The following is a 12,276-nucleotide window of genomic DNA, read 5'->3' on the forward strand; positions in this document are numbered from 1 at the left end:
TGAAGCGGCCCTTGCAAGATTATTTGGCAGTGGCGTCGATGGTGACCTTGCCGATCAGCGCGGTTGGATCGTCTTCGGCGGCAATGAAGTCCATCAGACCCAGCCCCGGCGCCTGTTTGGCAGTCATTTCGATGCTGAGATATTTGGCGGTGCCGCTGACGAAGCTATTGAGCGCGGCGCCCACCTTCTGGGCTTCGGCAGCGCCGGCCAGCAGGCTGATCACCGTGCCCTGAGCCAGACCGGCGAAGACCGGGCGCATGGCGGCGGGGTCGCTCCCCTGTTCGGCGGCGACGCTGGCCATGATGATGTCGGAGAGACCGGTATCGGTGATGTCGAGCTTGAGATGGCTGATGGCCAGGCCCATGGCAGCGGCCAGCGCCGCATCCTCGTCCAGATCGAACAGCGCCGCGGTCGCGTTGGTGAGCGTGCCGGCCAGGTTGATCGTGGCCAGGTCAACGCCGCTGACGGAGAACTCATTGAGGGCGATGGTGTCGTCGGCGGCGTTCCAGGCGGTATCGATCTTGAAGCCGGCGTCGACGCTGGTGACGCCCAGCGCGATCAGCTGCTGGATCTGCTCATCGTCGGTATCGGTCGGCAGTTCGGCGATGATGTTGCTGGCGCTCAGCACCATGGCGGTGGGAACGCCATTGAAATAGTCGCTCAAGGACAGGTCGAAAGCGCCGATGCTGGCCTTGATCCGGGCGCCGATGTCCTCGCTATCGGGAACGTCGACGAGGACGTCGCTGAAGGAGAAGCCGCCAAAGGCGGGGACGAGGGCGCGGGCATTGGCGGTGAACCAGGCTTCATCAAGCGCGGCGGGCGCCGCTTCGATGGTGGCGATCGGGCCAGTGAGGTCCATTTCCTTGATGGTCATGTTGCCGACCTGCACGGTGCCGTCGTCTTCGACGGTGATGTCCAGGCCATCCATGCTGATTGCCGGATAGATGCCGGGGCTCATGCCGCCCATGGTCATGCCGGCGATGGCAAATTTCATTGGCTGCCCGGCGTCGTCGGTGCCCGCGCAGTCGATGCCGCCAAACTTGGCCGGCGAGGATTCAAAGGCGGTGAAAATATCGACATACATGCGCAGGGCGGTGCCGATCGTTTCGGGCGAGGGGTCGTCGTCCTGGGCTTCCAGCGTTTCGGCCAGCGCCATGATTTCGGCAAGCGAGTAGTTCAGGGGCCGGGCCTTGAACTCGCCAACGGACATCGGACCGATGCTGCACTTGATCTCGGGGGCTTCGAAGCTGCCGCCGGCGAAATTGAAGTCGGTGTAAATGGTTTCGATTTCAGTGGAGCCATCGGCTTCCACCAGACCGTAAAGGCTGAGTACGCCGGCGATGTTGAAGCTGGATGCGGTAAGCGGGCCGAAGCTGGCGGTGGCGTCTTCCATGCCCGCCACACTCATGCCGGCCAGGCTGACCGAGGCGGCCATGCCATCGGTGATGTCGGACAGCACCAGATCGGAAAAGGTGACGCTGGCCTCATTGGCTTGGCCATCGATGGTGGTGGTGGATTGGAGGGTGATTTCGGGAATGGTGATGCTGGTTGCCGTCAGCCCGGCCAGGGCGTCGGCGTTGTCGACCAGATTACCGCTGAAAATGGCGCGCAAAGTCGCCTCATCGACATTGGAGCCGACGGCGTCGATGCTGGGAATATCGACGGCAATCTCGGCTGGGGCCGGAGCGGTGGTGGCTTCTACGGCCGGAGGCGATTTGGTCTTGGTCTTTTGCGCCAGTGCCGTTCCGGCTGGCAGGACGACGCTGGACAGGCACGCAAAGGCCAGAAGGCCCAGGCGTCGCCGGGACGTGGTGCTGAACGACATTGTTGGTTCTCTCCCGCTGGTATGAAGCGGGCAATCTGAGGCATCCCCGGCCTTGCTTCAATAGGCAAGGAGCGATCTGTGATCGTCAGTAAACCGTTGTCAGCACTTCGATCTCGCGGGGCGAGCCGGGCTGGACCTGGAACTCACGGTTGAATACCTGGGTGCCCTGCTTGGCGAGCACCAGATATTCGCCCTCGGACAGCACGGTCGAGGGGAAGGCACCGAGTTCGGAGAAGACCGTGGCGCCATCGGTGGTCTTGACGGTCCATTCGACGTCGGCAATGGCCTCGCCGCCGGCTTCGGAGACCAGCTTGAAGGCGATCTGGCTGGCGTGGTGATACAGCGTGGCATCGGTCAACTGGCCGGCCTCGACCCGCAGATCGGCGCGGACCACGGCATTCACCGTGCCGAAATAGGAGACGATGTGGTAGGTGCCGGCATTGAGCGTGACAATGTCGTTGGGGGCCAGGCCCTCGGCGATCAGGGTGCGGTCGCCGCCTTCGCCGCTGGTGAAGATGTCGAATTTCGACAGGCCAGCAGGAATGGCAATGTCGCCGGTGACCGCCGAATTGAGGCGGAGTGCGCCAGCGTCGAGCACGAAGGTTTTTTCGTTGGCGCCGGGCGCCACCGCGAGCGGCTCGCTGGTCTGGGCCCGGCCATAGGCGACGTGAACCACATAGTCGCCGGGCGGCAGCTCAAGCGTTGGGGCGCCGAGATCGGATTTAGCGACCAGCGCCAGCTCGCCGCTAGCATCGGGCTTGGTGTCGAAAACGCGCCAGACCAGGCCATCAGGGATTGGTGCACCCTCGGGGGTGATCCGGGCGCTGAGGGTTACCGGCTGGGGCACGGAGGTCAGCGCAGCGATGGCATCGGTCGCGGGGGTGGCGACGCCCGGCTCGGCAGCGGATGTGGCGGGCAGGCTGTCGCGGTCGGGCCGGGGCCGCGGCATCGGCGGCATCTCGGTGGCGGCGTCCTGCGCGCTGACGGGCAGGGCTAGCAGCGGGAGGGCAGGCAGAGCGGCGGCCAGCACGAGCAGGATGGCTAGTATCGGTCGCAAACGCATCTGGTCTCCCCGGTCGCTGAAACGCATCTGGTCTCCCCGGTCGCTGAATCGGTCATGTCGTCATAGGCCGCGATTGGGGAAAAGCTGTGTCACAGACCCGGCGCGATGAAAACACCGAATGGCCAGGATCACTGTTTTTGTTGCAGGTTCTGGCCTTGAGCGGCGGATATGGCTATTGCTGACGCCGAATGGAGCCCGCCATGCCTGCCAATACTGCTTTGCGTGACTATCTGCTGACCCGTCGCTCGGTGGGGATGGCCTTTCTCAAGGAGCCGGGGCCGAACCCGGATGAGCTTGAGCAAATCCTCACTATCGGGATGCGGGTGCCGGATCACGGCAAGATCGCGCCGTGGCGGCTGATCGTCATCGAGGGCGAGGCGCGTCGGCAGGCTGGAGACAAGCTGGCCGAGATCGCGCAGCGCAATAATCCGGCCATGGATGAGGCCGGGCTTGAGGTGGAGCGGCAGCGCTTCCTGCCGGCACCGCTGACGATTGGGGTGATCTCGTCACCCAAGGCGCATCCCAAGGTTCCCGAATTCGAGCAGTTGCTGTCGGCCGGCAATGTGGCGCTCAATCTGATCCACGGCGCGCATGCGCTGGGCTTTGGCGCGTCATGGATCACCCGCTGGTATGCGTTCGATGTGGCGGCTGCCGCCATGCTGGGCGCGCGGGACGGGGAGCGCTTTGTGGGCTTCGTGCAGATCGGCACGCCGACCACCAAGATCGAGGATCGCGAGCGCCCGGCGCTGACCGATATCGCGACGCGCTGGCAGGCGTGAGCCAGCCGGCAACGCCTTGGGCGAATTGGTTAACAAGCTGTTAATGATTGGCGTGGTCATAATAGGCCATTAACGATTCTCCGGGACCAGTCGTCGGATGGGCGTGCAGCCAATATCGGTGCCACAGAGCCTGGCTTATGTGCTGACCGCGGCGGGTGACCGGAACGGCGTGGATTTCGACTATCTGCTGCAGACCGCGATGCGCGAAAGCAGCCTCAATCCGCAGGCCAAGGCACAGACCTCATCGGCGGTAGGGCTGTTTCAGTTTCTTGAAGGCACTTGGCTGCAGGTGATGAAGGAAGAGGGCCCCCGGCTGGGCTATGGCGAGATTGCCAGCAGCATTCGCCGGACGGCCGATGGCGATTATGTGGTCAGCGATCCGGCGGCCAAGGCCGAAATCCTCAAACTGCGCGAAGATCCGAAAATCGCCGCCGATCTGGCGGCTGCCTTTACCAAATCCAATGGCGATTATCTGAGCGGGCGGTTTGGCCGGCGGCCGAGCGCGGGCGAACTCTATATTGCCCATTTCCTCGGGGCGCAGGGGGCCGAGCGGATGTTCACGGCCGGGCTGCAGGACCCCGACCAGATCGCCGCCAATCTGTTTCCCAAGCAGGCTGCCGCCAATCGGGCGATCTTTTATGCCGATGGCCAGCCGCGCACGATCCGCGAGGTCTATCGCGTGCTGGTGGCCAAGCATGAGGGCGGCGGCGTCAATGCGCCTTTCGCGGCCCAGCAAATGGCCAGCCAGCCGGCACCACCGCCGCTGCCGTCGCGGTTTTCACCGGACAACATGTCGTTTACCGGCCTGTTCAAGAATGAAATCGAAGACCTGCCGGCAACTGCAACCGAGGGTGGGGCGTTTTTCACCCAGCTTTACGCCCGCTAGGGCCGGTTTGTTGCCGCGCCATGCAAATGCCATGGACAGGCGGCAGGATGCGTTAACAAAGACCACGTCTAATCTTGGGGCGTGACTTGAGCCGAGGGCTCGTTGCTCACGCCGGGAGGCCGATATGCGCCGGACAACGATCAGTAATCAGTCCTTGTGGGGCCGGGGTTTGCCGCGTGGCTGGATCGTGCTCGCCATGGCGCTGGCCAGCTGGATCGTGCTTGCCGCCCTGCTGGCGGGGCTGAACCAGTTGTTCCTGCTGGTGCAGTCGGCGCTGTAATTTCCGTGTCGTTATGGTGAACCGTTCCTTAAAACTTCGCTTCTAGAGTGAAGTCCGCCGAGTGCGGAGAGTGGAATGGTTGCCTATCAGGACTTCGTATCGCTATCCCAATCGCCCGATAGCGAAGAACGCGGCAGCGCGGCGCATCTTTCGGCGCTGGCCTATCTCAGCCATGTCGGCCCGGCCGATGAGCAGGCGGCGCTCTATGCGGCCCTGATCGGCTTTCTCGATGATCCCTCGGTCAAGGTGCGCGCGGCGCTGGCTTATGGCCTGCTGCATGCGAGCGAAGCGCCGCGGCCACTGATGCTGGCGCTGCTGCATGACAGTGCCATCATTGCGCGCGCCGTGATCCAATATTCGCCAGTGCTGATTGATGCCGACCTGGTCGGCATGATCAAGACGCTGGATCTGTCGATGTTGCTGGCGGTCAGCCAGCGCGTGAATTTAAGCCCCCGGCTCGCCGCTGCCATTGTGGCGCGCGGGCAGGGGCAGGTGACGCTGCGGCTGCTGCGCCGGCACGAGATTGCGCTGGGCGCGGCATTGCTGGGTGAGCTGGCGACGACGCTGGCCGGGCAGGCGGAGATGCGTGGGGCGCTGCTGGCGCGGCCCGATCTGCCGGCCGGGGCGCGGCTGCTGCTGGTGCAGCAGGTGACCGAGGCGCTGCGCGGCGCGCGCATCGTCAAGGGGGCGCTGGCGGCGGAACGGCTGGAGCGGGTGTTGCGCGACAGTGGCGACACGGCGCTATCGGCCATCGGCGAGCGCGAAGCGGGGCGGGCTGGTGCTGGCTATGCGGCGGAACTGATCGTCACGGACCGGGTCAACACCCGCGTGCTGCTGCATGCAGTGGTGACGGGGCATGTGATGTTTTTTGCCGATTGCCTGGCCGAGTTGGCGCAGGCGCCGCGCGCCAAAGTGTTTGCCCTACTGGAAAATGGCAGCCGGGCGGCACTCAATGCGCTGCTGGCCCGGTGCGGGCTGGGCGAGGGCGTGCGCAATCTGCTGTGCCGGCTGGTGCTGCATGCGCGGGCCAGCGATCTGGCCGACGACGCGGCGGCACGCCATTATGTGGTGACGGCGCTGACCGAGGAATTGATCGCCGAGCATGGCGGGGTGATCCCGGCGGAGCTGGAAGAGGCGTTTGCCTATCTCAGCGAGCAGAATATCGTGCTGGCCCGCAAGGCGGCGCGCGGGGTGATGGCCGCCTTTGCCGCAGACGCCGCCATGCCGATGGCACTGCCGGCTGGCGACGTGCCGCGGCTGGCGCTGCCGGCGGCCTAAAAGCGAAACTGCTCGCTCAATACGCGTTCTTCGAGGCTGGTGCCCGGATCGAACAGCAGGGTGACGCCATGGGTGCGGTCTTCCTGAATGGTGACTTCAAGCACGTTCTGGAATTCGACATTGTCGGCCACGGCATTGACCGGGCGTTTGACGGACTCGCGGGTGATCAGCCGCACCACGGCCCGGTTGGACAGGATGGCGCCGCGCCAGCGCCGCGGGCGGAAGGGCGAAATCGGGGTCAGCGCCAGCAGCGGCGCTTCAATGGGCAGAATGGGGCCATGCGCCGATAGATTATAGGCGGTGGAACCGGCCGGGGTGGCCAGCAGTACGCCATCGCAGACCAACTCTTCGAGCCGGGTTTCGCCATCGATGATGATCTGGATCTTGGCGGCCTGATAGCTGGAGCGGAACAGCGAAACTTCATTGAGCGCCAGCGCCGTCTGGGTATGGCCGGTGGTATCGAGCACCTGCATCGACAGCGGAAAGATCTGGGTGCGCTGCACCGAGGCGAGACGTCCCACCAGGTCATCTTCGGAGAAGCTGTTCATCAGGTGCTCTACCAACTGAGCTATACCGGCAACAACGCGCCCTGTAGCATTGTGGGTCTCGCTCGACAAGCGCGCCGGTCGCTGCTTTGCACATATTGCGGTGGATGGTGGCGCAGCCATGCCGGCGTCGGTCGGGTGATGAACTTGCGGGATAACGGCCAGCAGCCGCACACCAGTTCGCGGTGATCCGCAACACCCCCGAGTATCTACCTAAGTATTTGATACTAAAGGTAACCTAAACATCCGAGTTGGTTTCAGTTTGGCGGAGATTTCCGTTAGCCCGGTGGGTAGATCGCCAAATCGGAGTTGGTCGTGAATGAGGTAAGCACCGCAATTGCCGGGAGGTCGTTGCCGTGAGACGGCGGCGGCAGGATGGTTCGGTTCGGCGGCGCAGCGGTTCGGATATTTCCGTCCTGCCGCGGCGCGTCTATCCGCGCATCGATACGGTCAGCGTCGGTGGGCTGCCGGTGGCGCGGCTCGATCGCGCGGCAACGGCCGCCATGCTGGTGTCGCTGGCGACCAATTATCGGCGGCGTGACCGGCCGTGGATTGCCACCAGTGTCAACGGGCAGGTGCTGTCCGAGGCCGCGCGTCGGACCGGGTTGCGCGAAGCGATGCTGTTTGCCGATATCATCAGTTGCGATGGCCAGCCGCTGGTGTTGGCGAGTGCGAGCGTGGCCGGCGCCGCGCTGCCCGAACGCGTGGCGACGACGGACCTGTTCCACGACATTGCCGATCTGGCGCAGCACCAGCCGGCCAGCATGTATTTTCTGGGGGCATCGGTAGCCGAGAATGCCAAGGCGGTGGCCAATATCCGGGTGGCCTATCCGCATCTGCGCATCGTGGGGGCGGCACATGGCTATCGCGATCATGGTGGCTGGATCCGACAGGTGCGCGAAATCAACCGATTGGGTCCCGACATCGTCTGGCTGGCGCTGGGGGTGCCGCGCGAACAGGAGTTCTACATGCGGTTTGCCCACGCCATGCCGCGTGTCGGCCTGATCAAGACCAGCGGAGGGCTGTTCAACTTCCTCTCGGCATCGGCCAACCGGGCGCCGCAATGGATGCAGGACAAGGGGCTGGAGTGGGTTTATCGCCTGGGCCAGGACCCGAAACGGCTGATGTTGCGCTACCTGACGACCGGTCCTCATGCGGCCCTGCTGATGCTGACGCGGCGGAATAAACAGACCGCCAGCCGGCAATTGGGATGCGACCTCGACGACCGCTGACCACCCCCCGAAACTTTTTTTCTGTCGCGCGGGCCGTCGACCGCATTTTTTCGTCGCCGTCGGCCGATCGTTGGGCGAGCCGTGTTTGCCGGGGCGGCGAATGGCAGACGATTATGCCCAAGGCCCTTGTTCTGCGGGCTTTTGGGCTTGCTGCAAGGGGTGCTCCAGCCGTACCAAACAGGCTCGAAATGCGGCCGCCAGCGCGACGCAAATGGAGGATGAACCAGTGTCCAGCGGTTCCCTGACGCATCTGCAAAGCCTTGAGGCGGAGAGCATCGAAATCCTGCGCGAGGTGGCGGCGAGCTTCGAGCGGCCGGTGATGATGTATTCCATCGGCAAGGATTCAAGCGTGTTGCTGCATCTGGCGCGCAAGGCGTTTTTCCCGAGCAAAATCCCGTTTCCGCTGCTGCATGTGAACACGACCTGGAAGTTTCGCGAGATGATCGCCTTCCGCGACCGGATGGCCGGGGAATATGGTTTCGATCTGATCAGCCACACCAATCCGGACGGATTGCGGGACAATATCAATCCATTCGAGCATGGCTCGTCGCGCTACACCGACATCATGAAGACCGCCGCACTGCGCCAGGCGCTGGATGCCGGCCGTTACGATGCGGCGATTGGCGGGGCGCGGCGCGATGAGGAAAAGTCGCGGGCCAAGGAACGCATTTTCTCCCATCGCAATGGCAGTCATGCCTGGGACCCGAAGAACCAGCGGCCGGAGCTGTGGCGCTTGTTCAATACGCGGCTGCATCCCGGCGAGAGCATGCGGGTGTTTCCGCTGTCCAATTGGACCGAGCTGGATATCTGGACCTACATCTATGCCGAAGGCATTCCGATCGTGCCGCTGTATTTCGCCAAACGCCGCCCCGTGGTGGAGCGCTCCGGCACGCTGATTATGGTCGATGATGCGCGCTTGCCGCTGGGGCAAGGTGAGGTGCCGCGCGACGAGCTGGTGCGGTTCCGTACGCTGGGTTGCTACCCGCTGACTGGGGCGATGCGCTCGACGGCTACGACACTGCCGGAAATCATCATGGAAATGCAGGCCAGCCGCACCTCGGAGCGGGAAGGGCGGCTGATCGACAGCGACTCGGCCGGGTCGATGGAGAAGAAAAAGCAGGAAGGGTATTTCTGACCATGAGCCTGGCTCTCGCGACACCCGACACCGATATCGCCCTTTGGCTCAACCAGCAGACCGACAAATCGCTGCTCCGTTTTCTCACTTGCGGCAGCGTTGACGACGGCAAATCGACCCTGATCGGGCGGCTGCTTTATGACAGCCAGATGGTGCTCGACGATCAGCTGGCCAGCCTCAAGCAGGAGAGCCGCAACCGGGTGACTGGTGACGAAGGCATCGATTTTTCGCTGCTGGTCGACGGCCTGACTGCCGAGCGCGAGCAGGGCATCACCATCGATGTCGCCTATCGGTTTTTTTCCACCGACAAGCGCAAATTCATCGTCGCCGATACGCCGGGCCATGAGCAATATACCCGCAACATGGCCACCGGCGCTTCCAATGCCGATCTGGCGCTGGTGCTGATCGATGCGCGCAAGGGCGTGCTGACCCAGACGCGGCGGCACAGCTTCATCCTGTCGCTGATCGGGGTGAAGCATGTGGTGCTGGTGGTCAACAAGATCGACCTGGTGGATTACGACCAGGCGGTGTTCGACCGGATCGTTGCAGAATACCGCGCCTTTGCCCAGCCGCTGGGGTTTGCCACAGTGGCGGAAGTGCCGGTTTCGGCGCTGCGGGGCGACAATATTCTGACGCGCAGCGACAAGACGCCGTGGTTTGGCGGCACGCCGCTGGTGCCCTATCTCGAAACCGTCGCGGTGGCCGAGGATCACAGCGCTGAAAAGCTGCGGTTCCCGGTACAATGGGTCAACCGGCCGAACCTTGATTTCCGTGGCTTTTCCGGGACGTTAGCGTCTGGTTCTATCGCGGTGGGTGAGGAGGTGCTGATTGCCTCCTCTCGCAAGCCGGCGGTGGTCAAGCGCATCGTCACCATGGATGGAGAGCTGTCGCGCGCGGAGGCGGGGCAGGCAGTAACGCTGGTGCTGGACCGCGAGGTGGATATTTCGCGCGGGGATATGCTGAGCCATCCCGGTGAGACCCCAGAATTTTCCAATCAGTTCCAGGCGCGGCTGGTGTGGATGAATGAGGAGCCAGCCTATCCGGGCCGCTCCTATCTGCTGAAGCTGGGCACGCAGCTGGTGCCGGCGACGATCACCAATCTCCGGTTTCGCACCAATGTGAATACGCTGGAGCAGGCGGCGGCGACCAAGATCGATCTCAATGAAGTGGCGACGGTCACTATTGCCACCGACAAGCCAATTGCCTTCGACTCCTATGCGAGTAACGCATTGACGGGGGGCTTTATCCTGGTGGACCGGCTGTCCAATGCGACGCTGGGGGCCGGGACGATCGAGTTCGGGCTGCGCCGGGCGCAGAACCTGACTTATCAGTCATTCGATGTGAGCCGCGAGGTCCGCTCGCAGCTGAAGGGGCAGACGTCCCGCATTGTCTGGTTCACTGGGTTGTCCGGCTCGGGCAAGTCGTCCATCGCCAATTTGCTGGAAAAGCGCCTCACTGCCGAGGGTCGCCACGCCTATATTCTGGATGGCGACAATGTGCGGCACGGGCTCAACAAGGATCTGGGTTTTACCGAAGCGGCGCGGGTGGAGAATATCCGCCGCGTGGCCGAAGTGGCTCGGCTGATGGCGGATTCCGGGCTGATCGTGCTGGTGTCGTTCATTTCGCCGTTCGAGACCGAGCGGCGACTGGCGCGTGAAATTGCCGGCGATATCGACTTTGCCGAAATCTATGTCGATACGCCAATCGCCGTCTGCGAAGCCCGCGACCCCAAGGGGCTCTACAAGCGGGCGCGGGCTGGCGAGATCAAGAATTTTACCGGCATCGACTCCCCGTTTGAGCCGCCGACGACGCCGGAACTGGTGCTGCATGGGGCCGAGGCGGAGCCGCTGGCGCTGTCCGAGCAGTTGCATGCGTGGCTGGGGCTGTAGGATACGCTGGGTCGGCAGAGTTGACACTGTTACCGCTGGGGACGATTAGTTGGGCCGTCGTCGGCGTTTAATTTCGCTTGGATGTGCCTGGGTCCGGATGCCATTGAAGTCCCCGAGACGACCGGGATTGGTCGCCCTGAACGTCAAGCCAGACTGGCAAAATCTTCCTGATCGATCTCATGCAGCGTCTTCATCAGCAGGCCCATGAAAACTGGCTCTTTGTCGTCATGGAGAGCGATGACCTGGGGCAGGCCGTTGACGCGACAGACCAACGCGCTAGCCAGGGCGGAGGTAATTTCGGCCTGCATCAGGGCGAAGGCGCGGGCGCCGGGACCGACGATCAGGATGTGGGACGGATCAAACACCGCCATCATGCGGCTGAGCCCAAAACCCACGGCGCGCCCGGCGAGATTGAAGGCATAGGTGGCGTTGCGATCGCCGGCTTCGGCGCGGGCGATGAGGCCATCATATTCGTGTTGCGGCACGGCCGGGGCAGGGTGCGCTGACTCGGGAACGGAATAGGCGGTGCGCAGCACGCCATAGTCCGAGGCATAGGCTTCGATGCAGCCGCGCATGCCGCAGCGGCACAGCGCGCCGCTGGGCTGGTGGTTCATGTGACCAAATTCGGTGGCGCCCTCGTCGCCGCGGCCCAGAATCTGGCCACGAAAACTCATGCCCATGGCGACGGTCGAGCCGACGAATACCGTGGCTACGCTGGCGTCATGCAGGGACGGGTCGAGCCAGCGTGCGCCCTCGGCCAAAAGTCGCCCGCGCTTATGGAGCGTCACCGGCAGCTTGAGATCCTCGGCCAGCTCATGGGCAAATGGCTGATTGGCCAGATGGGCGATGGGCGACCATTTCAGACTCAACCCATCACGATCGAGAATGCCCTGCACAGAAACCGCGACGCGCCGCAGCGTTGCCGCTTCGACAGGATTGCGCGCCTGCAGCTGCCGGAGACGCTCGGCGAAGAAGGCCGTGGGGTCGGTCTCGATAAAACTGGTGGGCGTCACCGGGGTTTCGATGCGGTCGACCAGAACGCCGCCATAATCGACCAGCGATAGCCGGGCCCGGTTGACGTCGACCTCGAACAGCGCGGCAGCGCCGACGTGGCGGTTGAACCCCACCAGCGTTGCCGGCCGGCCGCGTCGGCGGGTGTCAGGCGACGTGGTCGGCTCCAGGTCGATGATGACGCGCTGCTCGATGAGATCTTGGGTAATGGCGGTGATGCTGGCGTGGCTGAGCCCGGTCCCCGACGCTAGCGCCGTACGGGACAGCGGACCCTGCACGCGCAGCGTACCGAGCACCAGGCCCCGGTTCTGCCGCCGAACACTGTCGCTATCGCTGACCTTCCGCGCCAAGCA

11 protein-coding genes are annotated in these 12,276 nt (G+C 63.7%); 7 read left to right on the forward strand and 4 right to left on the reverse strand.

Features of this window, described 5'->3' with window-relative positions:
- Positions 1–19 precede the first annotated feature (19 nt).
- Together ACX3OW_RS07525 and ACX3OW_RS07530 are read right to left on the reverse strand one after the other, a co-directional pair.
- Positions 20–1,825 carry a hypothetical protein gene (locus tag ACX3OW_RS07525; protein ID WP_459095141.1) on the reverse strand — a complete coding sequence of 602 codons (1,806 nt, stop codon included), beginning with the start codon at positions 1,823–1,825 and terminating at the stop codon, positions 20–22.
- An 85-nt stretch (positions 1,826–1,910) separates the two neighbouring features.
- A complete protein-coding gene (locus ACX3OW_RS07530) occupies positions 1,911–2,888 on the reverse strand; it encodes a hypothetical protein (RefSeq protein WP_459095142.1) in 978 nt (325 codons plus the stop codon).
- Between the two features lie 200 nt (positions 2,889–3,088).
- Here ACX3OW_RS07530 and ACX3OW_RS07535 point away from each other — a divergent pair, with 200 nt between their 5' ends.
- From ACX3OW_RS07535 to ACX3OW_RS07550, 4 genes are all read left to right on the forward strand, one after another.
- Positions 3,089–3,667 (forward strand): nitroreductase family protein, encoded by a 579-nt coding sequence (locus ACX3OW_RS07535; RefSeq protein WP_459095143.1) that lies wholly within the window; start codon positions 3,089–3,091, stop codon positions 3,665–3,667.
- A 97-nt stretch (positions 3,668–3,764) separates the two neighbouring features.
- Positions 3,765–4,553 carry a transglycosylase SLT domain-containing protein gene (locus ACX3OW_RS07540; protein ID WP_459095144.1) on the forward strand — a complete coding sequence of 263 codons (789 nt, stop codon included), beginning with the start codon at positions 3,765–3,767 and terminating at the stop codon, positions 4,551–4,553.
- Between the two features lie 124 nt (positions 4,554–4,677).
- Positions 4,678–4,833: a hypothetical protein gene (locus ACX3OW_RS07545; RefSeq protein ID WP_459095145.1), complete on the forward strand. Its 156-nt coding sequence runs from the start codon at positions 4,678–4,680 to the stop codon at positions 4,831–4,833.
- 75 nt (positions 4,834–4,908) lie between these two features.
- On the forward strand, positions 4,909–6,111 hold the full coding sequence (locus tag ACX3OW_RS07550; protein WP_459095146.1) for a DUF2336 domain-containing protein: 1,203 nt from the start codon (positions 4,909–4,911) through the stop codon (positions 6,109–6,111).
- Here ACX3OW_RS07550 and ACX3OW_RS07555 read toward each other — a convergent pair.
- On the reverse strand, positions 6,108–6,659 hold the full coding sequence (locus tag ACX3OW_RS07555) for an NAD kinase (protein WP_459095147.1): 552 nt from the start codon (positions 6,657–6,659) through the stop codon (positions 6,108–6,110). The two genes, ACX3OW_RS07550 and ACX3OW_RS07555, sit on opposite strands and share 4 nt — an antisense overlap.
- A 353-nt stretch (positions 6,660–7,012) precedes the next feature.
- Between ACX3OW_RS07555 and ACX3OW_RS07560 the strand changes: the two genes are divergently transcribed.
- From ACX3OW_RS07560 to cysN, 3 genes are all read left to right on the forward strand, one after another.
- Positions 7,013–7,888 carry a WecB/TagA/CpsF family glycosyltransferase gene (locus ACX3OW_RS07560; RefSeq protein WP_459095148.1) on the forward strand — a complete coding sequence of 292 codons (876 nt, stop codon included), beginning with the start codon at positions 7,013–7,015 and terminating at the stop codon, positions 7,886–7,888.
- Positions 7,889–8,099: 211 nt separating this feature from the next.
- On the forward strand, positions 8,100–9,023 hold the full coding sequence (gene cysD, locus ACX3OW_RS07565; RefSeq protein ID WP_459095149.1) for a sulfate adenylyltransferase subunit CysD: 924 nt from the start codon (positions 8,100–8,102) through the stop codon (positions 9,021–9,023).
- Positions 9,024–9,025: 2 nt separating this feature from the next.
- Positions 9,026–10,912: a sulfate adenylyltransferase subunit CysN gene (cysN, locus tag ACX3OW_RS07570; RefSeq protein ID WP_459095150.1), complete on the forward strand. Its 1,887-nt coding sequence runs from the start codon at positions 9,026–9,028 to the stop codon at positions 10,910–10,912.
- Between the two features lie 143 nt (positions 10,913–11,055).
- Here cysN and ACX3OW_RS07575 read toward each other — a convergent pair whose 3' ends face one another.
- Positions 11,056–12,273 (reverse strand): ROK family transcriptional regulator, encoded by a 1,218-nt coding sequence (locus tag ACX3OW_RS07575; RefSeq protein WP_459095151.1) that lies wholly within the window; start codon positions 12,271–12,273, stop codon positions 11,056–11,058.
- Positions 12,274–12,276 lie beyond the last annotated feature (3 nt).

The sequence above is a fragment of the Devosia sp. A449 genome (assembly GCF_054489375.1).

Coding starts and splice junctions, on each gene's coding strand:
- ACX3OW_RS07525 (WP_459095141.1), bottom strand. CDS start 1,825: ATGTCGTTCAGCACCACGTCCCGGCGACGCCTGGGCCTTCTGGCCTTT.
- ACX3OW_RS07530 (WP_459095142.1), bottom strand. CDS start 2,888: ATGCGTTTGCGACCGATACTAGCCATCCTGCTCGTGCTGGCCGCCGCT.
- ACX3OW_RS07535 (WP_459095143.1), top strand. CDS start 3,089: ATGCCTGCCAATACTGCTTTGCGTGACTATCTGCTGACCCGTCGCTCG.
- ACX3OW_RS07540 (WP_459095144.1), top strand. CDS start 3,765: ATGGGCGTGCAGCCAATATCGGTGCCACAGAGCCTGGCTTATGTGCTG.
- ACX3OW_RS07545 (WP_459095145.1), top strand. CDS start 4,678: ATGCGCCGGACAACGATCAGTAATCAGTCCTTGTGGGGCCGGGGTTTG.
- ACX3OW_RS07550 (WP_459095146.1), top strand. CDS start 4,909: ATGGTTGCCTATCAGGACTTCGTATCGCTATCCCAATCGCCCGATAGC.
- ACX3OW_RS07555 (WP_459095147.1), bottom strand. CDS start 6,659: ATGAACAGCTTCTCCGAAGATGACCTGGTGGGACGTCTCGCCTCGGTG.
- cysD (WP_459095149.1), top strand. CDS start 8,100: ATGGAGGATGAACCAGTGTCCAGCGGTTCCCTGACGCATCTGCAAAGC.
- cysN (WP_459095150.1), top strand. CDS start 9,026: ATGAGCCTGGCTCTCGCGACACCCGACACCGATATCGCCCTTTGGCTC.